Source organism: [Acidovorax] ebreus TPSY, from assembly GCF_000022305.1.
GTDB classification, from domain to species: Bacteria; Pseudomonadota; Gammaproteobacteria; order Burkholderiales; family Burkholderiaceae_C; genus Diaphorobacter; species Diaphorobacter nitroreducens.
The window spans coordinates 434,274-459,657 of record NC_011992.1 but is presented as its reverse complement, the minus strand read 5'-3'; the positions used below and the strand labels follow the sequence as shown (position 1 = coordinate 459,657).

22 protein-coding genes are annotated in these 25,384 nt (G+C 68.1%); 4 read left to right on the top strand and 18 right to left on the bottom strand.

Translation table 11 applies throughout. The features are described from left to right. Position 1: 1 nt before the first annotated feature. The 4 genes from DTPSY_RS02205 to DTPSY_RS02190 all read right to left on the bottom strand — a co-directional run bounded on the left by DTPSY_RS02205 (position 2) and on the right by DTPSY_RS02190 (position 4,014). Positions 2–259 carry an acyl-CoA-binding protein gene (locus DTPSY_RS02205; RefSeq protein ID WP_011803915.1) on the bottom strand — a complete coding sequence of 86 codons (258 nt, stop codon included), beginning with the start codon at positions 257–259 and terminating at the stop codon, positions 2–4. An 84-nt stretch (positions 260–343) separates the two neighbouring features. Next, entirely contained in the window at positions 344–1,444 is a 1,101-nt protein-coding gene (locus tag DTPSY_RS02200) for a M14 family metallopeptidase (RefSeq protein ID WP_012655486.1), read from the bottom strand. 100 nt (positions 1,445–1,544) lie between these two features. Continuing rightward, a complete protein-coding gene (locus DTPSY_RS02195; RefSeq protein WP_012655485.1) occupies positions 1,545–2,750 on the bottom strand; it encodes a M20 aminoacylase family protein in 1,206 nt (401 codons plus the stop codon). Positions 2,751–2,865: 115 nt separating this feature from the next. After that, complete coding sequence (locus tag DTPSY_RS02190) at positions 2,866–4,014, bottom strand: ABC transporter substrate-binding protein (protein ID WP_012655484.1); 1,149 nt, start codon at positions 4,012–4,014, stop codon at positions 2,866–2,868. Positions 4,015–4,135: 121 nt separating this feature from the next. On the opposite strand from DTPSY_RS02190, the gene DTPSY_RS02185 reads away from it, so the two are divergent. Beyond that, the gene (locus DTPSY_RS02185) at positions 4,136–6,202 is read left to right on the top strand and encodes a molybdopterin-containing oxidoreductase family protein (protein ID WP_012655483.1); all 2,067 of its coding nucleotides are present in this window, start codon (positions 4,136–4,138) and stop codon (positions 6,200–6,202) included. A 64-nt stretch (positions 6,203–6,266) separates the two neighbouring features. Here the strand turns inward: DTPSY_RS02185 and DTPSY_RS02180 are convergent, their stop codons facing one another. Continuing rightward, positions 6,267–7,235: a Bug family tripartite tricarboxylate transporter substrate binding protein gene (locus tag DTPSY_RS02180; RefSeq protein ID WP_012655482.1), complete on the bottom strand. Its 969-nt coding sequence runs from the start codon at positions 7,233–7,235 to the stop codon at positions 6,267–6,269. A 76-nt stretch (positions 7,236–7,311) separates the two neighbouring features. Further along, positions 7,312–8,295 (bottom strand): fumarylacetoacetate hydrolase family protein, encoded by a 984-nt coding sequence (locus DTPSY_RS02175; protein ID WP_012655481.1) that lies wholly within the window; start codon positions 8,293–8,295, stop codon positions 7,312–7,314. Positions 8,296–8,410: 115 nt separating this feature from the next. Here DTPSY_RS02175 and DTPSY_RS02170 point away from each other — a divergent pair, with 115 nt between their 5' ends. The 3 genes from DTPSY_RS02170 to DTPSY_RS02160 all read left to right on the top strand — a co-directional run bounded on the left by DTPSY_RS02170 (position 8,411) and on the right by DTPSY_RS02160 (position 10,884). Beyond that, entirely contained in the window at positions 8,411–9,199 is a 789-nt protein-coding gene (locus DTPSY_RS02170; protein ID WP_012655480.1) for an IclR family transcriptional regulator, read from the top strand. A 4-nt stretch (positions 9,200–9,203) separates the two neighbouring features. Further along, on the top strand, positions 9,204–10,418 hold the full coding sequence (locus DTPSY_RS02165; protein WP_012655479.1) for a DUF3108 domain-containing protein: 1,215 nt from the start codon (positions 9,204–9,206) through the stop codon (positions 10,416–10,418). A gap of 175 nt (positions 10,419–10,593) precedes the next feature. Next, positions 10,594–10,884 (top strand): BTH_I0359 family protein, encoded by a 291-nt coding sequence (locus DTPSY_RS02160; protein WP_012655478.1) that lies wholly within the window; start codon positions 10,594–10,596, stop codon positions 10,882–10,884. A gap of 220 nt (positions 10,885–11,104) precedes the next feature. Here the strand turns inward: DTPSY_RS02160 and DTPSY_RS02155 are convergent, their stop codons facing one another. The 12 genes from DTPSY_RS02155 to DTPSY_RS02100 all read right to left on the bottom strand — a co-directional run bounded on the left by DTPSY_RS02155 (position 11,105) and on the right by DTPSY_RS02100 (position 25,335). Next, positions 11,105–11,650 (bottom strand): hemerythrin domain-containing protein, encoded by a 546-nt coding sequence (locus tag DTPSY_RS02155; protein WP_012655477.1) that lies wholly within the window; start codon positions 11,648–11,650, stop codon positions 11,105–11,107. A 4-nt stretch (positions 11,651–11,654) separates the two neighbouring features. Next, positions 11,655–12,080, bottom strand: a complete 426-nt coding sequence (locus DTPSY_RS02150) for a hypothetical protein (RefSeq protein ID WP_011803904.1) — start codon at positions 12,078–12,080, stop codon at positions 11,655–11,657. Beyond that, positions 12,081–12,743, bottom strand: coding sequence for a nitroreductase family protein (locus DTPSY_RS02145; protein ID WP_011803903.1), 663 nt, complete (start codon positions 12,741–12,743; stop codon positions 12,081–12,083). A gap of 5 nt (positions 12,744–12,748) precedes the next feature. Then, on the bottom strand, positions 12,749–14,083 hold the full coding sequence (locus DTPSY_RS02140; protein WP_012655475.1) for an NnrS family protein: 1,335 nt from the start codon (positions 14,081–14,083) through the stop codon (positions 12,749–12,751). A 36-nt stretch (positions 14,084–14,119) separates the two neighbouring features. Beyond that, on the bottom strand, positions 14,120–14,797 hold the full coding sequence (locus DTPSY_RS02135) for a carbonic anhydrase (protein ID WP_011803901.1): 678 nt from the start codon (positions 14,795–14,797) through the stop codon (positions 14,120–14,122). A 21-nt stretch (positions 14,798–14,818) separates the two neighbouring features. Then, positions 14,819–15,655, bottom strand: a complete 837-nt coding sequence (locus DTPSY_RS02130) for a peptidylprolyl isomerase (RefSeq protein WP_012655474.1) — start codon at positions 15,653–15,655, stop codon at positions 14,819–14,821. A gap of 91 nt (positions 15,656–15,746) precedes the next feature. Further along, the gene (narI, locus tag DTPSY_RS02125; protein ID WP_012655473.1) at positions 15,747–16,481 is read right to left on the bottom strand and encodes a respiratory nitrate reductase subunit gamma; all 735 of its coding nucleotides are present in this window, start codon (positions 16,479–16,481) and stop codon (positions 15,747–15,749) included. After that, the gene (narJ, locus tag DTPSY_RS02120; RefSeq protein WP_012655472.1) at positions 16,478–17,176 is read right to left on the bottom strand and encodes a nitrate reductase molybdenum cofactor assembly chaperone; all 699 of its coding nucleotides are present in this window, start codon (positions 17,174–17,176) and stop codon (positions 16,478–16,480) included. The genes narI and narJ overlap by 4 nt, the downstream gene beginning before the upstream one ends. A 19-nt stretch (positions 17,177–17,195) precedes the next feature. Next, the gene (narH, locus tag DTPSY_RS02115) at positions 17,196–18,719 is read right to left on the bottom strand and encodes a nitrate reductase subunit beta (protein WP_012655471.1); all 1,524 of its coding nucleotides are present in this window, start codon (positions 18,717–18,719) and stop codon (positions 17,196–17,198) included. Between the two features lie 18 nt (positions 18,720–18,737). Beyond that, positions 18,738–22,526 (bottom strand): nitrate reductase subunit alpha, encoded by a 3,789-nt coding sequence (locus DTPSY_RS02110; RefSeq protein ID WP_012655470.1) that lies wholly within the window; start codon positions 22,524–22,526, stop codon positions 18,738–18,740. 36 nt (positions 22,527–22,562) lie between these two features. Further along, positions 22,563–24,008 (bottom strand): NarK family nitrate/nitrite MFS transporter, encoded by a 1,446-nt coding sequence (locus DTPSY_RS02105; RefSeq protein WP_012655469.1) that lies wholly within the window; start codon positions 24,006–24,008, stop codon positions 22,563–22,565. Positions 24,009–24,027: 19 nt separating this feature from the next. After that, on the bottom strand, positions 24,028–25,335 hold the full coding sequence (locus DTPSY_RS02100) for an MFS transporter (RefSeq protein WP_012655468.1): 1,308 nt from the start codon (positions 25,333–25,335) through the stop codon (positions 24,028–24,030). Between the last annotated feature and the right edge of the window lie 49 nt (positions 25,336–25,384).

Here is a 25,384-nt window from a genome sequence, read left to right as displayed (position 1 = left end):
CTCAGCCGCGCAGGGATTCGATCAAGTCGATGTACTGCTGCTTGGCCGCGTCGCCGGACGTGCCCTTGAGCTTTTCCCACGCGTCCCACTTGGCGCGCCCCACGATGTCAGAGAAGCTCGGCTTCTTCTCGGCGTTGTCGCCGGCGGTGGCCTGCTTGTACAACGCATAGATCTTCAGCAGCGTCGGGTTGTCGGGGCGCTCGCTGAGGTTCTTGGAATTGGCCACGGCGGCCTCGAAGGTGGCGTTCAGATCGGACATGGAGTGTCTCCGGTTCAGGGTTGGTATCGCCGCACAGTGTAGTCAAAACACGAACGACCGTTCTTTTTTAAAGTCTCCCCAGGGTCACGCCATGCACAGCCCATCCACGGCCTGGAACAGCACCTGCCGCGCCTGGCTGATCACCTGGCCCTTCCAGGCGTCGGTGTCGGTGTAGAAGGCCTCGCGCATCTGGGCATGGACCCGCGCGGCCAGGGCGGGCGATGCCTCGGGATGCCGGTGCAGCCAATGGTCCGCCCGCAGCGCCTGCAGCACGGCGGACGCGGGCTGCGTGCCGAACTCCAGCGTGAGGGCCGTGACCTCCGCCTGCGGGCACTCGTCATAGGCGCTGTTGCACATCAGCCCCGTGAGCGGCGCGGAGGTGGAGGAGCCGTCTTCGGTGGACGTGACCGGCGTGGCGCCACCCCCGTCCCACCAGCGGCGCGCACGCGCCAGGGCCTGCGCCTCGTCGCGCCCCGCATGGATGCGCTCGCCATGGCCGCTCGGCCCCAGGCCCGTGTGCAGGTCCACCCAGGCGATGCGTTCGGCGCGCGCGCCCTCGCGGCGCAGCACGGAGCGCAACGTGCGGTTGCTCCAGGTGGGCGCCGTGCCGCCGAAGTACAGGCCGTCCGGGTGCTGGTACTGCCCGCGGGTGATCGCCGCCTGCAGCGCCTGCAAGCCGTGCGTATTCAGCAGACCGAGCAAGGCCTGCGTATTGGCCTCGCTGGGCGGCCATTCGGGCGGCAACAACACGGGGTGCAGCGCACTGTAGGCGGGGTTGGCCGGCAACGGCTGGCTGAAGTCCACGAAATTGCGATTCAGGTCCACGTTTTCGTGTGTCACGCGGCGCAGGTGGGCGAAGCCGTACGGGTTGAGCGCATGCAGGTAGAGCACGGCCACACGCTGCGCCCGTGCCTTGGCCCGCCACTCGCCATCCTGCAGCGCGAACACCTGCACGCCGCTACCGCACAGGCCCTCCACGCCGTGGCAGCCGCTGCTCACGATGAGCAGACGGGGCGCGTCAAGCGGCCCCTCCCGCACCACGTCCAGCGCCAGCGTTTCGCCATTGGGGCCGCACAGCGGATGCACCTGCGGCTGCAGCGCCAGGCCGGCCACCGCCGCGGCGCCAACAAATTGGGCCCGCGCCTGTGCGTACCTTGCGGCGAACGCCTGCGGGATACCGATCATCGAAACCCCCTTTGGACATGTAAAAAAGGCCCCACCGCGCAACGGTGGAGCCTGGGCATGTCAGCCATGTGAATGCCGCCTCACGGGGACCCGGAACCTCTCAGGCCGTGGGCTGTGCCAGCCATTGGCGCGCCAGTTCCACCCAATAGGTGCCGCCCAGCGGAATCAGCGCATCGTTGAAGTCGTAGCTGGGGTTGTGCAGTGTGCAGGGACCGCCGCCGTGGCCCATGGCGCGGTGGTCGCCGTCGCCGTTGGCGATGAACACATAGGCGCCCGGCTTGGCCTGCAGCATGAAGGAAAAATCCTCCGCGCCCCCGGTGGGCTCCTGCGCCAGCACCTTGTCTTCACCCACGATGCCCACCATCACCTGGCGCGCGAACTCGGCCTCGGCCGGCGAGTTGATGGTGGGGGGGTAATTGCGCACGAACTCGAATTCGCAGCGCGCCTCGAACGCGGCGCAGGTGTGCTCGGCCACCTGCCGCATGCGGCGCTCGATCATGTCCAGCAGCTCGGTGGAGAAGGTGCGCACCGTGCCCTGCAGCTCGCAGCTGTCGGGCACTACGTTGGTGGCCTCGCCGGCGTGGATCATCGTCACCGAGATCACGCCCGCCTCGATGGGCTTCTTGTTGCGGCTGATGATGTTCTGGAACGCCTGCACCATCTGGCAGGCCACGGGCACGGGGTCGATGCCCATGTGCGGCATGGCGCCGTGGCTGCCCTTGCCGCGGATGGTGATCTTGAACTCATTGCTTGACGCCATCACCGGGCCGGGGCTCACGGCAAAGCTGCCGGCCGGCATACCCGGCCAGTTGTGCATGCCGAACACCGCCTGCATGGGGAACCGCTCAAACAGACCGTCCTTGATCATCTCGCGCGCGCCGCCGCCGCCCTCTTCCGCCGGCTGGAAGATCAAATACACGGTGCCGTCGAAGTCGCGGTGCTTGGAGAAATACTGCGCCGCCGCCAACAGCATGGCCGTGTGGCCGTCGTGGCCGCAGGCGTGCATCCGGCCCTGGTGCTTGCTCGCATGGGCGAAGGTGTTGAACTCCTGCATGGGCAGGGCGTCGATGTCTGCGCGCAGGCCCACGGCGCGGCCGCAGGCACCGCCGTCACGGCCGTGCACGATGCCCACCACACCGGTGGTGCCCAGCCCGCGGTGGATGGGGATGCCCCATTCGGTGAGCTTGGCCGCGATCACGTCGGCCGTGCGCACCTCCTGAAAGCACAGTTCGGGATGGGCATGGATGTCGCGCCGCACCTCGGCGATGGCGGCCGCTTCGCGGGCGATGGAGTCGATGATGTTCATGGGGATCGGGCCTGTCGTCCTGGGAATGCCACAGTCTAGCCGTGCTCCCCGATCCGCGCCGAAGCGGGCCCGAAGCCCCTGCGGCCCGCCGATGGCGCCGGCGGGCGCGGGGCGCTCAGGTGCGCACGCGGCCGTCGCCGGTGAGCATGGACATCTCCACGAAGCGCGAGCCCTCATGGTCGGACGGGCTGAAGTTGACCGTAAAACCGCCCACCGAACCGCGCAGGGATTCCAGCCCCGCCACCAGGCTCTCGCGCGTGAGCTTGCCGCTGGCGTGCGCCTGCGCGTTGCGCAACCCCTCGATGAAGACGCGCGCGGCCAGGTAGCCCTCCATGCTGGAGTAGTTGGCCTGCACGTTGCCGCCCTTCTTGATGGCCTCTTGGAATTCACGCGTGATCTGGCGCGACTGTTGGTAGGGCGAAGGCACCACCTGCGACACCACCACGCCCGCGCCGTTGGCGCCCAGCGCATCCGCCAGCGCCTGCGTGCCCACGAAGGAAACGTTGTAGAACTTGCCGCCGTACCCCGCCTTGCGCGCGGCCAGCACGAACGCCGCACTGGCGGCATAGGCACCGATCTGCACGATGGCCACGGGCTGCGCCGCCACCAGCGGCGCCACGGCAGCCGTCACGTTGGTGGAGTTGCGCGCCACCGTGCCGGTCGCCACGGGCGCCAGCTTGCGCGTGGCCAGTGCGCGGGTCACGGCGTCCAGGCCAGCCTTGCCGTAGGCGTCGTCCTGGTAGAAGACGCCGATACGGTCCAGCCCCAGGTTGGTGAGCTGGCGCACGATGAGCTCGGCCTCGTCGGCGTAGGAGGCGCGCACGTGAAAGGCCAGGCGGTTGAACGGCTGGCGCAGGGATTCCGCGCCCGTGACGGGCGCGAAGAATGGCACCTTAGTCTGCGTGAACAGTGGTTGCGCGGCCAGGCTGGTGGGCGTGCCCACGTAGCCAAAGAGGGCCAGCACGTCCTCATTGATCAGGCGGCGCGTGTTCTCGGCGCAGCGGTCGGGCTCGTAGCCGTCGTCCAGCGAGCGCAGCTCGATGGTGCGCCGCCCGATGCCGCCCTGGGCGTTGACCTGGTCGAACGCCAGCTTGGCACCCGCCTGGAACTGCAGGCCCAATTGGCTGGCAGGCCCGGTCAGGGCCGCGGATTGGCCCAGCACAATGCGCGTGTCGCTCTGCGCGCGCGTCAGGGATGCGCCGGTCAGCAGGGCCGCGCCCATCCCTGCCGAGAATTGCCGGCGGCTCAACCGCGTTGAATGCATAGAAAACCCTCAGAGTAAACCATTATTGAAATAAATAAGGCACTGCGTTAAACGGAGTGCCCGGCGCGAAGTTTACCGAAGCCCGTTTCCCCCGGTTCATCCCTCACCAAAGTCCCCACACATGCTCCCGACTCCCGTCCCCGACGCTTCGGCCACCCACCAGGTGCGCGGCGCCTGCCCCCACGACTGCCCCGATACCTGCGCCCTGCTCACCACCGTGGAGAACGGCCGCGCCGTGCGCGTACAGGGCAACCCGGCGCATGCACAGACCGGCGGCGTGCTGTGCGCCAAGGTGTCGAAGTACGCCGAGCGCACCCACCATGCCGAGCGCATCCTCACGCCACTCAAACGTACGGGCCCCAAGGGCAGTGGGCAGTTCACACCGGTGAGCTGGGACGAAGCGCTGGGGGACATCGCGGCGCGCCTGGCGCACATCGCCGCGCGCGACCCCCAGGCCATCCAGCCTTACAGCTACGCGGGCACCATGGGGCTGGTGCAGGGCGAGAGCATGGACCGGCGCTTCTTCCACCGCCTGGGCGCGTCGCTGCTGGCGCGCACCATCTGCGCCACGGCCGGCGGCGAAGGCCTCGTGCACACGCTGGGTGCCAAGGTGGGAATGAAGGTGGAGTTCTTCGCCGAGGCCCAGCTCATCCTGATCTGGGGCAGCAACTCCATCGGCAGCAACCTGCATTTCTGGCGCATCGCGCAGCAGGCCAAGCGCGACGGCGCCCGCCTGGTCTGCATCGACCCGCGCAAGAGCGAGACGGCCGAGAAATGCCATGAGCACCTGCAGCTGCGCCCGGGGACCGACGCCGCGCTGGCCCTGGCGCTGATGCACGAACTGATCGTGCACGACTGGCTGGACCACGACTACCTCGCCCGGCACACGCTGGGCTGGGAGCCACTGCGCGAGCGCGCCCTGCAGTGGCCGCCCGAGCGCGCGGCCGAGGTCTGCGGCCTGCCCGTGGAGCAGATCCGCCGGCTGGCGCACGACTACGGCACCACGCGGCCCGCCGCCATCCGCCTGAACTACGGCGTGCAGCGCACGCACGGCGGCGCCAACGCGGTGCGCGCCATCGCCAGCCTACCGGCACTCACGGGCGCCTGGCGCCACCGCGCGGGCGGCGTGCTGCTGTCCAGCTCCGGCAGCTTCCCCGTGGACCGGGCCGCGCTGCAGCGCCCCGACCTGCTGGCGGGCCGCAGCCCGCGCACCATCAACATGGTGACCATCGGCGACGACCTGCTGCGCGACGCCTCGCCCAGCTTCGGGCCGAAGATCGAGGCGCTGGTGGTCTACAACAGCAACCCCGTGGCCGTGGCGCCGGACTCCCGCCAAGTGGTGCGCGGCTTTGCGCGCGAGGACCTGTTCACCGTGGTGCTGGAGCACTTCCAGACCGACACGGCCGACTACGCCGACTACATCCTGCCCGCGACCACGCAGTTGGAGCACTGGGACGTGCACCTGGCCTACGGCCACACCGACGTGCTGCTCAACCGGCCCGCGATTGCACCCCAGGGCCAGGCGCGCAGCAATGCGCAGATCTTCCGCGACCTGGCCGCGCGCATGGGCTTCACCGAACCCTGCTTTGCCGACAGCGACGAGGCACTGTGCCGCCAGGCCTATGGCGACAGGGTGGACTTCGATCTGCTGCTGGAACAGGGCTTCGCGCCCCTGTCCGTGCCCGATGCGCCGTTCGCCGACGGCGGCTTTCCCACGCCCTCGGGCCAATGCGAGTTCTACAGCCAGCGGCTGGCCGACCAGGGGCTGGATCCGCTGCCGGGCTACGTGCCCAACCACGAGGGCGCGGGCACCTCGGCCGACTACCCGCTGGCCATGATCTCGCCGCCGGCGCGCAACTTCCTCAACTCCACCTTCGTGAACCTGCAGAGCCTGCGCGACATCGAAGGCCGCCCGCTGCTGGAGATCCACCCCGAAGATGCCGCGGCGCGCGGCATTGCCGACGGCGCCCTGGTGCGCGTGTTCAACGACCGCGGCAGCTACGCCTGCCACGCCGCGCTCAACGGGCGCGCCCGTCCCGGTGTGGTGAACGGCCTGGGCGTGTGGTGGCGCAAGCTGGGCCACAACGGCACCAACGTGAACGAACTGACCAGCCAGGCCCTGACCGACCTGGGCGCGGGGCCCACGTTCTACGACTGCCGGGTGCAGGTGGAGCCGCTGGCCTCTTAACTATCAAAAAGTGAGCTGATAGCGCTTGACTGTCAAGCGCTACAGCCACTTTTGGCACCAAACCTCAATCCAGCTTCACGCCCGTGGCGGCAATGACCGGCCCCCAGCGCCGCGCCTCGGCGCGGGCCAGCGCGTGGAACTGCTCGGGCGTGCCGGCCAGCGGTTCCATGCCAAAGGCCCGCATGCGCTCCACCACCTCGGGCGCGGCCAACGCCTGGTTCAGCGCGGCATTCAGCCGCGCGGTGATGGCCGGCGGCAGCCCGGCCGGGCCCAGCAGGCCCTGAAACGCATAGACCTCGGCATCGGCCACGCCCACCTCTGCCAGCGTGGGCACGTGCGGCAGCGCGGCCGCACGCCGGGCGGCGCCGATGGCCAGCGCCCGCACCTTGCCCGACTGGATCACCGGCAGGCCGGCCGCAAGGTCCAGGAACATGCAGGGCACCTGACCACCCATCACGTCCTGCACCGCCGGGGCCGCGCCGCGGTAGGGAATGTGCGTAAGGAACGTCTGCGTGCGGTGCTTGAACAACTCCATCGCCAGGTGGTGCGGCGAGCCGTTGCCGGGCGAGGCGTAGTTCACCTGGCCGGGGTGGGCCTTCACATAGGCCAGGAAGTCCTGGAAGGTCTGCGCCGCGAACGCCGGATTCACCACCAGCACCAGAGGAAAGCGCGACAGCCCGCCGATGTACGTGAAGTCCTTGTCCGGGTGGAAGGGCAGCCGGCGGTACAGGTGCTCGTTGTAGGCCAGCAGCGCGTTGTCCGCCGACATGACAGTGTAGCCGTCCGGCTTGGCGGTGGCGACGATCTGGCTGCCGATGTTGGTGGACGCGCCAGGCCGGTTGTCCACCACGATCTGCTGGCCCAGCCCGCCGCGCATGGCCTCGGCCACGGTGCGCGCCAGCACGTCGGTACCGCCGCCCGCTGGGTAGGGCACCACCCAGCGGATGGGTTGGCTGGGATAGCCCGTGTCGGCACGCGCCCACGGCGCCGCCGCCGTGGCGGCACAGGCCGCCAGGAAGGTTCTGCGTTCCATCGGTTGTCTCCTTGCTCTTTTATGAATAGCTGCTCGCGCTTGATGGACGAGCGCTACGGCCCAAAACGACCTCAAACTACTGCGGCGCGGCAATGGTCTGGTCAATGGCGCCGAACAGGCTCTGGCCGGCCTTGTTCTTCATCTCGATGCGGATGGTGTCGCCATAGCGCATGAACTCGGTGCTGGGCTGGCCGTCCTGGATGGTCTCGATGCAGCGCTTTTCGGCAATGCAGTTGTAGCCCTTGGCCCAGTCCTTGTTGCTCACCGTGCCGCTGCCCACGATGGAGCCGGCGCGCACATTGCGTGTCTTGGCGATGTGCGCGATGAGCTGGCCGAAGTGGAAGGTCATCTCCGGCCCCGCGTCGCACATGCCCACCTTGCGGCCGTTCCAGGTGGACTGCAGCGTGAGGTGCACGCGCCCGCCCTGCCAGGCGTCGCCCAGCTCGTCCAGCGTCACCGCCACGGGGCTGAAGGCGGTCGCCGGCTTGGACTGGAAGAAACCGAAGCCCTTGGCCAGCTCCGCCGGGATCAGGTTGCGCAGGCTGACGTCGTTGGCCAGCATCACCAGGCGGATGCCGTCCAGGGCCTGCTCCGGGCTGGCGCCCATCTTCACGTCGCCGGTGACGACGGCAATCTCGGCCTCGAAGTCGATGCCCATGGCCTCGCTGGGCACCACCACGTCGTCGCAGGGGCCGATGAAGTCGTCGCTGCCGCCCTGGTACATGAGCGGATCGGTGTAGAAGCTGGCGGGCACCTCGGCATTGCGCGCCTTGCGCACCAGCTCCACGTGGTTGATGTAGGCCGAGCCGTCCGCCCACTGGTAGGCGCGCGGCAGCGGCGCCATGCACTGCTGCGGATCGAAGGGGAACGGATGGCGCGCGCGGCCGGCATTGAGCTGGTCGTACAGGTCCTGCAACTGGGGCGCCATGAAGTTCCAGTCGTCCAGCACCTGCTGCAGGCGGCTGGCAATGCCGGTCGCATAATGGGCCGTGCCCAGATCGCGCGACACCACGACAAGCTGGCCGTCGCGCGATCCGTCTTTGTAGGTAGCAAGTTTCATGGGCCTGGGTCTCCGGGTGAATGCATCGCCTGCGCCGCGCGAGCCCTCTCGCCTGGCACAAATTACGATCCAGTGAATTGATTTAACTAAACAAAACTCCAAAATTCTAGTGCAGATGGACAAGGAACGCGTCGGCATTCAGTCGGTGGAGGTCGGGTTCGCGCTGCTGGACGCGCTGTCGCGCGCCCGCGGGCCGCTGATGCTCAAGGACCTGGCGCAGGAGGCCGGCATGAGCGCGGCCAAGGCCCACCGCTACCTGGTGAGCTTTCAGCGCCTGGGCCTGGTGGTGCAGGACGCCCGCAACGCCCGTTACGACCTGGGTCCTGCGGCACTCAAGTTAGGGCTTGCTTCGCTGGCACGCCTCGATGCCATGCGGCTGGCGCGCGAGCGCATGGCGCCACTCATGGATGCGCTGGGCCACACGCTGGCGCTGGCCGTCTGGGGCAACCATGGACCGACCATCGTGCACTGGGAGGAGGCGCCACGCGCGCTCACGGCCAACCTGCGCCTGGGCGACGTGATGCCGCTGCTCAGCTCCGCCACGGGCCGCTGCTTTGCCGCTTACCTGCCACGCGAGAAGACCGCCGCGCTGCTGGCCGAGGAACTCGCGCTCGCCACCCGCCAGGGCCGCGCCGACCTGCCGCACGACGAGGCCGGCGTGCAGGCACTGCTGCGCGAGGTGCGCGAGCGCCGCTGCGCGCGGGTGCTGGACACGCTGCTGCCGGGCATCCACGCTTTCTGCGCGCCCGTGTTCGACGCCGGCGGCCACCTGGCCCTGGCCATCACCACGCTGGGCCCCGCCGCCACGTTCGATGCCGCCTGGGGCGGCGCGATAGAGGCCCCGCTGCGCGCCGCGGCGGAGCAGCTCTCGCGCGACCTGGGTCACGCCGCCACACCCGGCTGAACGCATGCCGCGCCGCGCCCTGCTGCTGCTGACCGCCGTGGTACTGGCCCTGCACTGGCTGGTGCTGGTCGGGTTGCCGCGGGGCGGCACGGACCAAGGCGCGCCGCAGCGGCTGGCCTTCCATACGCGGATGGTGGAGCCCCCGCCTCCACCGCCGCCTCCCCCGGAATCCCAGGCCGCGCCAGTGCCGCCGCCGGCCCCCAAGCCGCGCCCCCGTCCCGTGCGCAAGCCACCACCGCCGCCCGTGGAGGCACCGCTTCCCACGCAGCACCCTGAGCCCGCACCAGCCATGGAGGCGCCCGCGCAAACCGCACCGTCGCCCGCGGAGCCCCCTGCCGAGGTGCCGGCCGATTCCTCCGCCCCAACCCCCGAAGTGCCGGCGGACGCCGCGGCGCCCTCCGCCCCCCTCTCCCCGGCCAGCGATCCGGCCATGCCCGCAATGGCCGAAGCCTCCAGCGCGTCCGCGCCAGCCGCCGCATCGCAGCCGGCGCAAGAAGCGCCCGCGTTGACCGCGGGCGTGGAAATCCTGCCCCCCGGCGCCGCGGGTGCCGTGGCCGGCACCGAACCGCCCCCGGTACGCCTGCCGCCCTCTGCGCGGCTGGCGTTCGACGTGACGGGCGAGGTGAAAAAGTTCCACTACAACGCCAGTGCCGAACTGCTGTGGCGCCAGGACGGTACGCAGTACGAGGCGCGCCAGCAGATCAAGGCCTTCCTGCTGGGAGCGCGCTCGCAAAGCAGCGTGGGCCAAATCACGCCGCAAGGACTGCGCCCCACGCGCTTCGGCGACAAGTCGCGCAGCGAGCGCGCAGCGCATTTCGACTTCGAGCGCGGCGAGGTGATCTTCAGCGCCAACGCCCCGCGCGCGGCCATTGGCAGCGGCGCCCAGGACCGGCTGAGCGTGTTCATCCAGCTGGGCGCCCTGCTGGCCGCCGCTCCCGAACGCTATCCCCCCGGCACCCGGATCACGCTGACCACCGTGGGTGCGCGCAGCGCCGAGCGCTGGACCTTCACCGTGGAAGGGCCGCAAACGCTGGAGCTGCCCGCCGGCAGCACGCCCGCGCTCAAGCTGCAGCGCCTGCCCCGCCCCGACCAGCGCTACGACCAGAAGGCCGAACTCTGGCTGGGCACGGACATGGGCTATCTGCCGGTGCGCATCCGCCTCACGCAGGCCAACGGCGACTTCGCCGACCTGTCCCTGAGCCATCACGACACGCCCTGATGCCGGCATTTGCCGCGGGCGGCGGGCGCGTTCCGGCGTGGGACAAGGCCGCGACCGCGCACGAAGGCCGCCGCGGCCCCTTTTCCGTGGAATACTGGTCACAGCGGCGGGCGCGGGGGCTTGAACTCTGCCGATCCGCTGCAATCTGACAGGCATACCGATAGGGGGACACGCCATGAATATGCTCTACGACTCCGACTCCTTTGTGGTGGTCCACATGCTGGCAGACGCAACCCCCGACAGCGCCAGCGAAGCCGCCACGCCCGCCGTTCCACAACTGGTGCGCCACGGCTTCGAGATCGTGGACAAGCGCTCCGGCAAGGAGGTGTACCTGGATGGCTCCTGGGCCGAGATGTTTCAGCAGCAGATCCTGGCCTGGCAGCGCAACACGCCCACCCAGGAAGAGGTGGAGGACACGCTGGATGGCTACGTCGGGCTCGCGCAGAACCCGGTGATCGTGCACTGACGCGGCACGAGAGTTTCGGGGGCCAGGCCCCCGTTGCGGTCCGCCCCCGGCGGGTCGCCGCCCCGTGAGGGGCACAGCGCGCCGTGGCCTAGGCCACGGCGCCTTCTTTTTGGGGGCCTCCCGCTGACGAACAGCGGCGCGCAGCCGCCCGTCCGATCCAGATGAAAAATGGCTCTAGCGCTTATCCATCAAGCGGTAGTAGCTCATATTTCAATAGCAATCAACGCACGCCGCGGCGACGCGCCATCTCCTGCCCCATGGACTGCTGTGCGGGGTCGTCCAGCAGCGCGCGCGCGGCGGGATAGATGCGGTCGTCTTCATGGCGCAGGTGATCGTCGTAGCACTGCGCAAACCGGTCCAAGGCCGTCTCGTGCTGCGGCGTGAACGCCTGCACGGCCCCGTCGGCCAGCGCCTGCAACCCCACGCGCGCGGCAGCCCAGCGTTCGGCCATCAGCACATGGTCCCGCTGCAGCTGGCGCACCAGGTCCGTCAGCGCGGCGTCGCCACCGGCCAGCAGGGGCGGGAAGACGTGGAGTTCCTCGTCCTCGTGGTGCAGCGGGGCGGCGATGTCGAAATAGCGCAGCACGTCGCGCGCCGCCTGGCGGGCGGAGTCATCGCAGGCGTGCGCTTTGAGGTAGTCGCGCAGGCGCTGCAGCAGGTCCAGCGAGCGGCGAACGCGGTCATGGCAGGCGCCCAGCATCTCGAACGGCTCGTCAAAGCCCGCGCCTGGCGTGTGCAGACCGGGCAGGGACACACGGCTGGCCATGGCGTCAGCCCAGCCGCACGGGCTGGCCGTCGCGGTTGAAGGGCAGATAGGCGCTGAAAGCGCCCGTTTTCACGGCCTCCACCATGCGGCGCAGCACCTTGTCGGCGTCGTCGTCGGACGGCGCCTGCGCCGCCGTGCCCGACAGCGCCGCGGTGAACACCAGGCGCCAGGGCTGGCCCGGCTGCTCGAACTGCTGCGACTCGCGCACCAGCGCGTCGAACGACTCCAGCTCCTCGGGCAGCTTGTCCACGCACATCAGCGGCACCAGCACCCCGCCCTCGCCCTGTGCGAAGCGCTCGCGCTGCTCCGGCGTGGCCTCGTCGGGCAGCTCTGTGCCAGCAAACACGAACAGCAGGCGCTGGCGCTCGCGGTGGCTGCGCGCGGCGCGCAGCAGGTCGTCAAAACTGTTGATCTCGGTTTTCACTTGCATTCATTCCCCTTGTTGCGGCCAAGGCTGCACGCCCCGGCCGGGCACCAGCGTGCCCACATACTGCGCCGGCACGGGCCGCGCGCGCACGGGCTTGCGCGACACGACCGTTCCCACGCTCACGAAACACAGCGCGCGCTCGCCTTCGCCCAGCGCGAACAGCCCGCGCAGCGCCTGCGACTGCAGCGCCTTGCCGCTGGTGAGCGCGGAGCCAAAACCCAGCGCGGTCGCCATGAGCAGCAGGTTCTGCACCGCGCAACCCGCGGACACCAGCCGCTCACTGGGTGCGATCTCGGGATCGCCCCCGCATTCGTCCACCACCACCAGCAGCAGCACGGGCGCGCGCAGGGCCTTCTCGCGCGCCTGCTCCTGCTGCTCGGGCGTGGCCTGCGCGTCGCGCTCGCGCAGCGCATCGGCAAACGCCTGGCCGAGCGCCGCGCGGGCCGCGTCGGGCACCAAGACAAAACGCCAGGGCAGCAGACAGCCATGGTCCGGCGCATGCGCGGCCGCGGCCAATATGGCCTGCAGCTGCGCGGCGTCCGGCCCCGGCGCGCCCAGCCGCTTGGGCAGGATGGTCTGGCGCGCCTGCAGCAGCGCGGCGGCCAGTTCCGCCGTGGCGGCTGCATTGTTCAAGGCCTGTGGAGGCACCGGTCTCTCCTGTTCCATGGCATTCACCCCGGCCGGCCATCGGCGCGCAGCCGGCCATACCAGCCGATGAGGCGCAGGCCCCACACCGCCATGATGCCAGCCCACAGCAGGGCCGCGACGGCCAACAGCACGGGCGACCAGGGCAATGGCGCGCTGGCCGCCAGCCGCACCACGGTCGCCAGTTGCAGCACCCAGAACAGCGTCCAGACCAGGCGGTCCGCCACCAGCGCGCGGCCGCCATGGCCGCAGGACACGCGCGTGACCATGGCGAGCATGAGCGAGCCCAGGCACCCCATGGTGAGCGCATGCAGCGCGCCCAGTTCCCCGGCAGCGCTGCCGTAGAGACCCTGCACCCCGTGCGCCAGGCCATGGCCCACGAAAGCCAGCCCCAGCCAGATGAAGCCGATGTGCAGCATGGCCAGCAGGCGCTGCGCCAAGCTCTGCAGCAGGCCCCAGCGGTAGGCCAGCCACAGCAGCACGGCCCCCACCGACAACTCCAGCGCGCCACGCACCAGCAGCCCGCCCGTGTCGAGCGCGGGCGCCCAGCCAAGCCACGGCAGCCAGACGGCGAGCGCCTCGGCCACCACCGCGGCAAGCATCAGCCACAGAACCCAGAAAGGGCGCCAGGCCTGCACCATGGGCAGCACAGCCGAGGTGAAGAAAGGAATCATGCGGTGGGCCACCACCACGAAGACCGCGGCCACGAACCCCCACAGCCCGGTCAGCACCCAGGCACGCGCCAGGTCGCCACGGCCGCCGGCCAGGCTCAGCCCCAGCGCCGCGATGCACACGCAGCCCACCAGGCAGGCCGCGGCAATGGCGCGCGCATGCAAACGGTCCTGCAGCGTGCTGCACTGGACCAGGCGGATGAAAAGCACCGTCATCCACGCCAACCCGAGGAACGCGGCAGCGCAGCCGGCGAGCGCAACCAATAGCCCCCAGGAACCGCCGGCGAGCCACACCAGCCAGCCGCCGGCCTGCAGCAACAGGGGCGGCATGACGCGGGAGACCGGCCAGGGCTCGACATGCAGCCACTTGGGTCCCGCGGTGAAAAGAAAGCCGGCGAAAAACAGCGGCATGAAGCCAAACGTCATCACCGCCGCGTGCACCAGCGACGGCGCCACACCGTATGGCAATGCCAGTGCCCCGCTCACGCGGTCGATCTGCACCAGAGCCCACCACAGGCCCGAGGCCATGAGCAGCAGCATCGCCAGGAAGAACCCCAGCCGGTGCGGCGCCAGCATGAGGTAGCGCGGCCGCCAGCGCCGGTCCAGCCGCGCCAGCGCCTCGGCCGAGGGCCGGCCCGGCGCGGCGGGCTCGCTGCGCAGGGGCACGGTGCGGCGCCGCACTTCAGTCATGGGCGTGGGCCTCGCCCAGTGTGGCCAGCGTGCACCTCAGTCCACCAGCACTTGCCCATCATGTTCCACATACGGCGCATACGGGCCCGTGCCGCTGCTCTTGGCCTTGGACGCCGCCACGAAGCCGCCGGTGGCCACGTCGAACACGTGGACCTCGCCCTCCTCGATCACGTAGTGCCAGCCATGCAGCGCAATGCTGCCGTCCTCGACGCGGCGGCGCACCATGGGGTACTCCATGAGGCGTTCCAGTTGCAGCACCACGGCGCGCTGCTCGGTGCGGCGCAGGGCTTCGGGGCCGGGCTGCACGGGCAGCGCGGCCTCACGGCCCAGGTCCAGCCAGCGCTGCAGGTTGCGCGCCTCGGGCGAGACCTCGCCATACAGCGCCTTGATGGCGCCGCAGTGGCTGTGGCCGCACACGACGATGCGGCTCACATGCAGTTCGAGCACCGCGAACTCGATGGCGGCGGCCGTGCCATGGTGGCCGTAGGAGCCGTCGTAGGGCGGCACGAAGGCCCCCACGTTGCGCACCAGGAACAGCTCGCCCGGTCCTGCCCCCGTCAGCAGGTAGGGCAGCAGACGGGAATCCGAGCACCCGATGAACAGGGTCGTCGGGTGTTGCCCCTCGTCCACGAGCGTCTGGAATTGCTCGCGGTATTGGGGGAAGGCATCCAGATGGAAGCGGCGCAGCCGTTGCAGCAGCTCGTCGTCAGGCATGGGTGTCTCCCCTGCCTGGCGCTACTGCACCAGCGGCGTATCGGCCGCATCGAGGTGCACGCCCTCGACCTCGGCCTCGCCCGCCAGCAGCTGCAGGTACTGGCGCAATGCGTTGACCCAGGCCTGCTGGCGCAGCATGAGCGCCACGCTGGCGCGCACCTGCTCGAAGGGCAGCTCCTGGCCCGGCTGGCGCTCGCACACCTCGACCACGTGCAGGCCGAAGCGGCTGTGCACCAGGCGCGAGAGCACGCCCACTTCCTGTGTGCCGAACACCTCGCGCGCGAACTCGGGCGCGCAGTCCTCGGCCGACAGCCAGCCCAGATCGCCGCCCTCCTGCCCGCTGGGGCAGTTGGACCACTGGCCCGCCGCGGCGGCAAAGCGCGCGCCGTCATCGTCAGCGCAACGCAGGTCCAGCAACACGCCTTCGGCGCGCTGGCGCAGCAGCTTCACATCCACCCCCGGGGTGACCGCGAACAGCACGTGGCGCATCCGCACGCGCTCGCCCTGCCCGCCCAGCGTCGGGTGGGCGGCGTGGTAGCGGCGGCAGGCCTCCTCGGAGGGCTCGGGCACTTGCAGGGCCTGGTCGAGCAGGCGCTCGATGGCCTGCGATGCCTCGGCGCTGGTGGCGCCGTCCAGGCCCGGCGCGTCGTCTTGCGACAACAGCCCCTCGCGCTGCGCCTGCTGGCGCAGCAGTTCGGTGCAGGCGCGCTGGCGCAGTGCATCGGGCGGCAGGATCTCGCCTTCGGCGTGCAAAGGCACGCCATTGATGCGGGCCACCGGGGCGGCGTCTTCCTGTGGGAGGTTGTCGGTGCTGCCGGCGCAGCCGCAGCCGCCCGATCCGCAGGTGGTGTTGCTCATGGGGTTCTCCTGGAGGCTAGGAGGCCGAAAGCCGATTTCAAGCGAAATTGGCCTCCAGCCCGCTACCAGCAAGCGCTGGTAGCTATTCACTTCATAGCGCGTTGCGATTGCCCGGCTGGTTGTGGCCTGCGGGCAGGTTCATGCGGCGGGCGCGCACCAGTTGGTACGGGCGCGTGATGTAGGCCAGTGTGCCAAACCCGCTCCACACGTGCACCAAGCGGGTGAACGGGAAGATCAGGAACACGGTCATGCCCAGGAACATGTGCGCCTTGAACACCCAGCCGGCATTGGCCAACAGTTCCACGGCGCCGCCGCGGAAGGTGACGATGCGTTGCGCCCATTCGGCCAGCAGCATCATCATGGAGCCGTCCAGGTGCTGCGCCGACAGCGGAATGGTCGCCAGGCCCAGGGCCAACTGCACCCACAGCACCCACAGCAGCAGGATATCGCTGGTCTTGGAGGTGGCGCGGATACGCGCATCCGTCAGGCGGCGGTGCAGCAGCAGCGTCACGCCGATGAAGCCCAGGGTGCCGGCGACGCCGCCAACAACCATGGCCATGATCTGCTTGGCGCCTGCGCTCATGAAGGGCTCGTACAGCGCGTGCGGCGTGAGCATGCCCACGAAGTGGCCGAAGAACAGGACCAGCACGCCCACGTGGAACAGGTTGCTGCCCCAGCGCAGGCTGCCGCGGCGCAGCAGCTGCGAGGAGTCGCTCTTCCATGTGTACTGGTCGCGGTCGAAGCGCGCCCAGCTGCCGATGAAGAAAACGGCCAGACAGATGTAGGGGTACAGGCCGAACAAGAGGTTGTCGATCCAGGCGGTCATACCGAGGCTCCTTGGGACGAGTTGGTGCGTGCGTTGCGCACGAAATGCAGGGGTTGGGGCTGGTCCGGGCGGTTCTGGCCGCGGGTGGCGCAGCCGTCGAATGCCTCGGGCTCGGCCCAGGCGTCGTCCAGGCCCGGCTCGGGCGCGATGGCGACGGCCTGCACGCGCTGGCCGGCGACTTCGAGCACCGCCGCGATCACGCAGGCGTAGGGGTTGCCCTTGCTGGTCAGCGCGGTGAACAGCGCATTGAGGATGTGCGCCATCTCGCCGAGGAATTCGCGCGCCACGGCCGGCGGCTGGGTGGAGGCGAACTCCAGCACCACCGCCAGATGGTCGGGCAGTTCCTGCGCGTCGAACTGCAGGCCGGCCTTCTCGTAGGTCTGCATCAGGTCGATGAGCGCGGGGCCGCGCTCGCGCGAGTCGCCGTGCACGTGCTCGAACAGGTGCAGCGAAGTCTGCCGGCCGCGGTCGAAGGTGTCGACGTAGCGCGCCTCGGCCTCGTAGGGCTCCATGGCACACAGTTGGCGGCACAGGGCTTCGATCTCCTGCATGCGCGCCTCGGGCAGGGCGCGCTCCAGCCGCAACGCGTCCAGCAGCGCCGGCGCGTTCGCACGCAGCGCGGCATCGGGATAGCCCAGCAGGTGCGCCAGCGCACGCAGCGTCAGGCGCAGGGATTCAGGCGTTTTCTGGAACATGGCAATTCTTCCTTTCGCCTCAGACCGTGGCCTTGATGGGGATGGTGCGTCGCTTCTTGCCACCGAACATGCTCACGTCCGTGGAGCCGTCGGAGCAGCCATTGCCGAACGAGAAGCCGCAGCCGCCGCGCAGGTCGAATGCGTTCTCGGCGTACTCGCGGTGCGCCGAGGGGATGACGAAGCGGTCTTCGTAGTTGGCGATCGCCATGACCTGGTACATGTCTTCCACTTCATGCACCGTGAGCCCCACCTGTTGCAGCACGGCCAGGTTCTGCTGGCGGTCCACATGCATACCGCGCTGGTAGGCGCGCATGGCCAGCATGCGCTCCAGCGCCCGCACCACGGGGCCGGTGTCGCCGGCGGTGAGCAGGTTGGCCAGGTACTGCACGGGGATGCGCAGCTGCGACACGTCGGGAATCTCGCCATTCACGCCCAGGTGGCCGGCGTTGGCCGCCGAGGTGATGGGCGACAGCGGCGGCACGTACCACACCATGGGCAGTGTGCGGTACTCGGGGTGCAGCGGCAGTGCGATCTTCCAGTCCACGGCCATCTTGTAGACGGGGCTGTTCTTGGCGGCTTCCAGCCAGGCGTCGGAGATGCCGTCGGCTTTGGCCTGGCGGATCACGTCCGGGTCGTTGGGGTCCAGGAAGATGTCCAGCTGCGCCTCGTACAGGTCGCGGTCGCGCTCCACGCTGGCGGCTTCCTGGATGCGGTCGGCGTCATACAGCAGCACGCCCAGGTAGCGGATGCGGCCCACGCAGGTCTCGGAGCACACCGTGGGCTGCCCCGCCTCGATGCGCGGGTAGCAGAAGATGCACTTCTCGGCCTTGCCGGTCTGCCAGTTGTAATAGATCTTCTTGTAGGGGCAGCCCGAGACGCACATGCGCCAGCCGCGGCACTTGTCCTGGTCGATCAGCACGATGCCGTCTTCCTCGCGCTTGTAGATCGAGCCCGAGGGGCACGATGCCACGCACGCCGGGTTCAGGCAGTGCTCGCACAGGCGCGGCAGGTACATCATGAAGGTGTTCTCGAACTGGCCGTACATGTCCTTCTGGACCTGCTCGAAGTTCACGTCGGCGCTGCGCTTGGAGAACTCGCCGCCCAGGATTTCCTCCCAGTTCGGGCCCCATTCGATCTTTTCCATGCGCTGGCCCGTGATCAGGCTGCGCGGGCGCGCCGTGGGCGCGGCCTTCATCTCGGGCGCCGACTGCAGGTGGTCGTAGTCGAAGGTGAAGGGCTCGTAGTAGTCGTCGATCTGCGGCAGGTTAGGGTTGGCGAAGATGCGCATGAGCAGCTTCCACTTGCCGCCCTGGCGGGGGGCGATGGAGCCGTCCGGGTTGCGCACCCAGCCGCCGTTCCACTTGTCCTGGTTTTCCCATTCCTTGGGATAGCCGATGCCGGGCTTGGTCTCGACGTTATTGAACCAGGCGTATTCCACGCCGGGACGGCTGGTCCAGACGTTCTTGCAGGTGACGGAACAGGTGTGGCAACCAATGCACTTGTCCAGGTTCAGCACCATGCCGATTTGTGCGCGAATTTTCATCGTGTCTCTCCTTGTCGCTCAGGCGTGGGCGGCGCTGGTGGATGCCTCGTCGTCCATCCAGTCGACGCGGCGCATCTTGCGCACCAGCACGAACTCGTCGCGGTTGGTGCCGATGGTCCCGTAATAGTTGAAGCCGTAGCTGTACTGCGCGTACCCGCCGATCATGTGCGTGGGCTTCAGCACCACGCGCGTGACGGAGTTGTGGATGCCGCCGCGCGTGCCCGTGATCTCCGAGCCCGGGGTGTTGATGATCTTTTCCTGCGCGTGGTACATGAGCACCATGCCCGGGTTCACGCGCTGGCTGACCACCGCACGGGCCGCAATGGCGCCGTTGGCGTTGAACAGCTCCACCCAGTCGTTGTCCACGATGCCGCCGCGCTTGGCGTCGTCCTCGCTGAGCCAGATCACCGGGCCGCCGCGGTTGAGCGTGAGCATGTGCAGGTTGTCGCTGTACGTGCTGTGGATGCCCCACTTCTGGTGCGGCGTGATGAAGTTCAGCGCGATCTCGGGATTGCCGTTGGGCATCTTGCCCTCGACCTCGTGCAGTGCCTTCAGGTGCACCGGCGGACGGTAGCTCACGAAGCCCTCGCCAAAGTCGCGCATCCAGGGATGGTCCTGGTAGAACTGCTGGCGACCCGTGAGGGTGCGCCATGGGATCAGCTCATGCACGTTGGTGTAGCCGGCGTTGTAGCTGACCTTCTCGCTCTCCAGCCCGCTCCAGGTGGGCGAGCTGATGATCTTGCGCGGCTGCGCCTGGATGTCGCGGAAACGGATCTTCTCGTCCTCGCGGTGCAGCGCCAGGTGCACGTGTTCGCGCCCGGTCTGCTTGCCCAGGGCCTCCCAGGCCTTGCAGGCCACGTGGCCGTTGGTCTCGGGGGCGAGCATCATCACCACTTCGGTGGCGTCAATATCGCTCACGATGCGCGGACGGCCCTGCGTGACGCCTTCCTCGCGCACGCGGCCGTTGAGGTCGCCCAGCTGCGCCACTTCGGTCTCGGTGTTCCAGGCAATGCCTTTACCGCCGTTGCCGACCTTGTCCATCAGCGGGCCCAGGGCCGTGAAGCGCTTGTAGGTGTTGGGGTAGTCGCGCTCGACCACCGTCACCTGCGGAGCGGTCACGCCGGGGATCAGGTCGCACTCGCCGCGCTTCCAGTCCTTCACGCCGTAGGGCTGTGCCAGCTCGGCCGGGGTGTCGTGCATGATCGGCGTGAGTACGACTTCCTTTTCCACGCCCAGGTGGCCCACGCAGACTTCGCTGAAGGCCTTGGCGAAGCCCTTGTAGATCTCCCAGTCGCTGCGCGACTGCCACGCAGGGTCGACGGCTGCCGACAGCGGGTGGATGAAGGGGTGCATGTCGCTGGTGTTGAGGTCGTTCTTCTCGTACCACGTCGCCGTGGGCAGCACGATGTCCGAATACAGGCAAGTCGTGCTCATGCGAAAGTCCAACGTCACCAGCAGGTCCAGCTTGCCTTCGGGCGCCTGGGCATGCCACTTCACCTCGGTGGGCTTGGCCTCGTCCTTGCCCAGGTCCTTGCCCTGCACGCCGTTGGTGGTGCCCAGCAGGTGCTTGAGGAAGTACTCATGCCCCTTGCCCGACGAGCCCAGGATGTTGGAACGCCACACGAACATGTTGCGCGGCCAGTTCATCGGGTTGTCGGGATCCTCACAGCTCAGCGTGAGCGAGCCGTTCTTGAGCGACTGCACCACGTAGTCCTTGGCGTCCATCCCCTTGGCGGCAGCATCCCGCACCACTTGCAGCGGGTTGGTCTGCAGCTGCGGCGCGCTGGGCAGCCAGCCCATGCGCTCGGAGCGCACGTTGAAATCGATCATCGAACCCTGGTAGGCCTTGGCATCCGCCAGGGGCGAGAGCACTTCCTCGACGCCCAGTTTCTCGTAGCGCCACTGGTCGGTGTGGGCGTAGAAGAAGCTGGTGGAGTTCTGCTGGCGCGGCGGACGGATCCAGTCCAGCGCGAAGGCCAGCGCGGTCCAGCCCGTCTGCGGGCGCAGCTTTTCCTGGCCCACGTAGTGCGACCAGCCGCCGCCGCTCTGGCCGATACAGCCGCACATCATCAGCATGTTGATGATGCCGCGGTAGTTCATGTCGCAGTGGTACCAGTGGTTCATGGCCGCGCCGATGATCACCATGGACTTGCCGTGGGTCTTGTCGGCGTTGTCGGCAAACTGGCGCGCAATGGCGATCACCTGGTCGCGCGGCACGCCGGTAATGCTTTCCTGCCACGCCGGGGTATAGGGGGCGTTGGCGTCGTAGCCTCCGTCCTTCTCCTCGCCCTGCAGGCCGCGCAGGATGCCGTAGTTGGCCACCTGCAGGTCGAACACCGTGGCCACGGCCACGCGGCCCTGCACGCCCTCGCCCTGCAGGTCGAGGTGGGTGATGGGCACGCGGCGCACGATCACGTCGCCGCCCTGGTCGTTGGCCTCAAAGTTGGGGGTCTCGATGCCGCCGAAGTACGGGAAGGCGACATCGGTCACCTGGTGCTCTTGCGCCCCGTCTTCCAGCACCGACAGCTTGAGCTGCACGTCGTTGCCCGTGCGCGCCTCCTTGGACTCCAGATTCCACAGGCCCTGGTCGTCACGGCCGTCCTTGCCCCAACGGAAGCCGATGGAGCCATTGGGCAGCGCCACCTTGCCGTCGGTACCGTAGGCCACGGTCTTCCAGTCGGGGTGGTTGGTCTGGCCCAGCTTGTCGCCGAAGTCGCTGGCGCGCACATAGCGGTCGGGGACCATCACCGTGCGGCCATCCGGCAGCGTCTTCTCCTTGAGCACCACCAGCAGCGGCAGGTCGGTGTAGCGGCGCGCGTAGTCGTCGAAATACGCCGAGCGCTTGTCGAAGTAGAACTCCTTGAGGATCACGTGGCCCATGGCCATGGCCACGGCGGCGTCGGTGCCTTGCTTGGGGTGCAGCCACAAGTCCGCCAGCTTGGCCACCTCGGAGTAATCGGGCGTCACGGCCACGACCTTGGCGCCCTTGTAACGCACTTCGGTGAAGAAGTGCGCATCGGGTGTGCGCGTCTGGGGCACGTTGGAGCCCCAGGCGATGATGAAGTTGGAGTTGTACCAGTCGGCCGACTCGGGCACGTCGGTCTGCTCGCCCCACACCTGCGGGCTGGACGGCGGCAGATCACAGTACCAGTCATAGAAGCTCATCGGCACGCCGCCGATCAGGTTCAGGTAGCGGCTGCCGGCAGCGTACGAGATCATCGACATGGCCGGGATCGGCGAGAAGCCGATGATGCGGTCCGGCCCGTGCTTCTTGATGGTGTAGACGTTCGCCGCAGCGATCATCTGGTTGACCTCGTCCCAGGTGCTGCGCACGAAGCCGCCCAGGCCGCGCTGCTTCTGCCATTCGCGGCGCGCGCTGTCGTTCTCGACGATGGCGGCCCAGGCGTCCACGGGGCTCTTGGCGATGGCCAGTGCGGCACGCCAGTGCTTGAGCAGGCGGCCACGCACCATGGGGTATTTCACGCGATTGGCGCTGTACAGGTACCAGCTGTAGCTGGCGCCGCGTGCGCAGCCGCGCGGCTCATGGTTGGGCAGATCGGGGCGCGTGCGCGGGTAGTCGGTCTGCTGCGTTTCCCACGTGACGATGCCGCCCTTGACGTAGATCTTCCACGAGCAACTGCCCGTGCAGTTCACACCGTGGGTGGAGCGCACGATCTTGTCGTGCGCCCAGCGGTCGCGATAGGCGTCTTCCCATGTACGGTCTTCGCCGTTGGTCTGGCCGTGGCCCTGCGAGAAGGTTTCGCGCGGCTGCGCAAAGTACGAGAGACGGTCTAGGAAATGGCTCATCGTGGGACTCCTTGGAAATCGTTGTAGTGGCGTGGCTCAGCAGGGCATCTCTGCATGCTTGCGAGAGTAGTACCACCAAGTGATGATGATGCAGAGAACATAGAAAACGGCAAACATCCACAGCGCGAATTCGGGACCGCCCGTCGCGGCGATGGAGCTGCCATAGCTCTTGGGAATGAAAAAGCCCCCGTAGGCGCCCAGCGCTCCGGCGAAGCCCACCGCGGCCGCGCCTTCGGTGTTGCCATCCTTGATGGCTTGGGCGCGCGATGCTTCGTCATCGGTGCGCAACTCGCGCAGCTTCTGGGCCAGAAATATCACGGGGATCATGCGGAAGGTGGAGCCGTTGCCGATGCCGGTGGTGAAGAAGAGTACCAGGAACATCAGGAAGAAGCCCGTGAAGCTGCCTTCAGCCGGGCCAAAGGGCAGCGCAAAACCGCCCGAGCCCTTGGGTAGGAAAAACAGAACACCCACCACGGCCAGCGCCATGACGAGGAAGTTCCAGACCGTGACCCGGGCACCGCCCACCTTGTCGGCCAGCCAGCCGCCGAACGGACGCACCACGGCGCCCACTAGCGGACCCAGCCAGGCGTAGGCCAGGGGGTTGACTTCAGGGAAGAGCGCCTTGATCAGCAGCGGAAAGCCTGCGGCAAAACCGATGAACGAACCGAAGGTGCCCAGGTACAGCACGCACATGATCCAGTTGTGCTTGCGCTTGAAGATGGCCGCCTGCGCGGCGAAGCTGGCACGCGCATCGGCAATGTCGTTCATGCCGAACCACGCCGCCACCGCGGCCAGTGCGATCCAGGGCACCCAGATGAAGGCGGCGTTCTGCGCCCACACCATCTGCTCCTGGCCATTCTTCACGATGGTCTGGGGCTCCCCGCCAAAGATACCGAAGATGCCTGCCGTAATGACCAGCGGGCTCAGGAACTGCACCACCGACACCCCCAGGTTGCCCAGGCCGGCATTCACACCCAGCGCGGAACCCTTGCGCTCCTTCGGAAAGAAGAAGCTGATATTGGCCATGCTGGAGCTGAAGTTACCGCCGCCCAGGCCGCACAGCAGCGCCAACAAAAGCATGGTGGGGTAGCTGGTGGTGTTGTCCTGCACCGCATAGCCGATGCCGATGGCGGGGACCAGCAGCGACGCGGTGGACAGCGCAGTCCAGCGGCGGCCGCCGAAGATGGGCACCATGAAGGAATAGAAGATACGCAGCGTGGCGCCGGACAACGCCGGGGCGGCAGCCAGCCAGAACAGCTGGTTGGTCGAATACTTGAAACCCAGTGCCGGCAAGTTCACGGCGACCACACTCCAGACCTGCCAGATGGCGAAGGCCAGGAACAGTGCGGGCACCGAGATCCAGAGATTGATCTTGGCGACAGCCTCGCCCTCTCGCGCCCAGAAGGACTTGTCCTCGGGGGTCCAGAGCGTGAGCACCCGGCCTTTGCGGCCGCTGCCTTGCGAAACGGTGTTGGTGGACATGTGGGATCTCCGGTGGGGATCAGTGGGCAGCCGGGGCGGCGTTGTGAGACTTCATCACGTCGGTGCGGCGCACCTCGGTGAAATACATCCAGATCAACGAAACCCATACCACGCCGTACATCAGCATGAAGGCACTGGAGCGGATGCCCGTCCAGTCCATGAGCATGCCGAACAGGATGGGCAGGATGAAGCCGCCCATGCCGCCCGCCAGGCCCACGATGCCGCTGATGGCGCCGATGTTCTTGGGGTAGTCGTCGCTGATGTACTTGAACACGCTGGCCTTGCCGAAAGCCCAGGCGATGCCCAGGACGAACATCAGCGCGGTGAACATGTATACGTTCAAGCCGACGTGCAAGGTGGTGGGTCCGTTGACGGTCTGGATGGTGAAGTCGGTCTGCGGGTAGGACAGCAGGAACAGGCAGATCCAGCTCACCCACATCACCCACCAGGTCACGGAGTGCGCCCCGAACTTGTCGGACAGCACGCCGCCGATGGCGCGCAGCACGCCACCCGGCAGCGAGAAGCAGGCTGCCAGCAGCGCCGCCACACGGATGTCGAGGCCGTACTCACCGACGTAGTACTGCACCATCCACAGGGAAAGCGCCACATAACCACCGAACACGATGCTGTAGTACTGGCAGTACTTGAGCACCTTGGGGTCCTTCAGTGCCTTGAGCTGTTCGCCAAAGGACACGTTGCTGGGCACCAGGTGTGCCGGGTCGCTGTGGCTGAACAGCCAGAACAGCACCAGCGTACCGAGCATGATGGCGGCATACACATGCGGCACGGCAGCCCACCCGAAAGCCACCAGGATCACGGGCGCCACGAACTTGTTCACGGCCGCGCCCGAGTTGCCCGCGCCATACACGCCCATGGCCGTGCCCTGGCGGTGCTTGGGGAACCACCGGGCCACGTAGGGCGTACCGACCGAGAACGAGCCGCCGGCCAAACCGACGAACAGGCCGATCACGAGGAAATGCCAGTATTCGGTGGCGTAACCCATCATCCAGATGGCGGGAACGGTGGCGGCCATGAGCAACGCCATCACGATGCGGCCGCCGTAGCGGTCGGTCCAGATACCCAGCGGCACGCGCACCAGCGAGCCCGTGAGCACGGGCATGGCCGTGAGCAGACCGAACTGGGTGGAGCTGAGGTTCAGCATCTTCTTGATCGGGATCCCGATGACGCCGAACATCATCCAGACCATGAAGCAGACGGTGAAGGCGAGCGTGCTGACGATGAGCACTGACCAGGCTTTGCGGGTATGGCGTGGATCTTCGCCGATGGTTGAGGCGCTCGGCGCGGCGCGCTGGGGCAGTTGAGCCATTGCAGATGTCCTCTCTTGGGTACGGTGCAATGGTCCCGCAACTGGCCGT

What these genes read in the sequence shown, in the direction of transcription:
- DTPSY_RS02105 (WP_012655469.1), bottom strand. Translation starts at nt 24,008, where the DNA reads ATGTCCACCAACACCGTTTCGCAAGGCAGCGGCCGCAAAGGCCGGGTG.
- DTPSY_RS02155 (WP_012655477.1), bottom strand. Translation starts at nt 11,650, where the DNA reads ATGGCCAGCCGTGTGTCCCTGCCCGGTCTGCACACGCCAGGCGCGGGC.
- DTPSY_RS02110 (WP_012655470.1), bottom strand. Translation starts at nt 22,526, where the DNA reads ATGAGCCATTTCCTAGACCGTCTCTCGTACTTTGCGCAGCCGCGCGAA.
- DTPSY_RS02100 (WP_012655468.1), bottom strand. Translation starts at nt 25,335, where the DNA reads ATGGCTCAACTGCCCCAGCGCGCCGCGCCGAGCGCCTCAACCATCGGC.
- DTPSY_RS02185 (WP_012655483.1), top strand. Translation starts at nt 4,136, where the DNA reads ATGCTCCCGACTCCCGTCCCCGACGCTTCGGCCACCCACCAGGTGCGC.
- DTPSY_RS02135 (WP_011803901.1), bottom strand. Translation starts at nt 14,797, where the DNA reads ATGCCTGACGACGAGCTGCTGCAACGGCTGCGCCGCTTCCATCTGGAT.
- DTPSY_RS02150 (WP_011803904.1), bottom strand. Translation starts at nt 12,080, where the DNA reads ATGCAAGTGAAAACCGAGATCAACAGTTTTGACGACCTGCTGCGCGCC.
- DTPSY_RS02140 (WP_012655475.1), bottom strand. Translation starts at nt 14,083, where the DNA reads ATGACTGAAGTGCGGCGCCGCACCGTGCCCCTGCGCAGCGAGCCCGCC.
- narI (WP_012655473.1), bottom strand. Translation starts at nt 16,481, where the DNA reads ATGACCGCCTGGATCGACAACCTCTTGTTCGGCCTGTACCCCTACATC.
- DTPSY_RS02205 (WP_011803915.1), bottom strand. Translation starts at nt 259, where the DNA reads ATGTCCGATCTGAACGCCACCTTCGAGGCCGCCGTGGCCAATTCCAAG.
- DTPSY_RS02195 (WP_012655485.1), bottom strand. Translation starts at nt 2,750, where the DNA reads ATGAACATCATCGACTCCATCGCCCGCGAAGCGGCCGCCATCGCCGAG.
- narJ (WP_012655472.1), bottom strand. Translation starts at nt 17,176, where the DNA reads ATGTTCCAGAAAACGCCTGAATCCCTGCGCCTGACGCTGCGTGCGCTG.
- DTPSY_RS02180 (WP_012655482.1), bottom strand. Translation starts at nt 7,235, where the DNA reads ATGGAACGCAGAACCTTCCTGGCGGCCTGTGCCGCCACGGCGGCGGCG.
- DTPSY_RS02130 (WP_012655474.1), bottom strand. Translation starts at nt 15,655, where the DNA reads ATGAGCAACACCACCTGCGGATCGGGCGGCTGCGGCTGCGCCGGCAGC.
- DTPSY_RS02165 (WP_012655479.1), top strand. Translation starts at nt 9,204, where the DNA reads ATGCCGCGCCGCGCCCTGCTGCTGCTGACCGCCGTGGTACTGGCCCTG.
- narH (WP_012655471.1), bottom strand. Translation starts at nt 18,719, where the DNA reads ATGAAAATTCGCGCACAAATCGGCATGGTGCTGAACCTGGACAAGTGC.
- DTPSY_RS02175 (WP_012655481.1), bottom strand. Translation starts at nt 8,295, where the DNA reads ATGAAACTTGCTACCTACAAAGACGGATCGCGCGACGGCCAGCTTGTC.
- DTPSY_RS02200 (WP_012655486.1), bottom strand. Translation starts at nt 1,444, where the DNA reads ATGATCGGTATCCCGCAGGCGTTCGCCGCAAGGTACGCACAGGCGCGG.
- DTPSY_RS02160 (WP_012655478.1), top strand. Translation starts at nt 10,594, where the DNA reads ATGAATATGCTCTACGACTCCGACTCCTTTGTGGTGGTCCACATGCTG.
- DTPSY_RS02190 (WP_012655484.1), bottom strand. Translation starts at nt 4,014, where the DNA reads ATGCATTCAACGCGGTTGAGCCGCCGGCAATTCTCGGCAGGGATGGGC.
- DTPSY_RS02170 (WP_012655480.1), top strand. Translation starts at nt 8,411, where the DNA reads ATGGACAAGGAACGCGTCGGCATTCAGTCGGTGGAGGTCGGGTTCGCG.
- DTPSY_RS02145 (WP_011803903.1), bottom strand. Translation starts at nt 12,743, where the DNA reads ATGGAACAGGAGAGACCGGTGCCTCCACAGGCCTTGAACAATGCAGCC.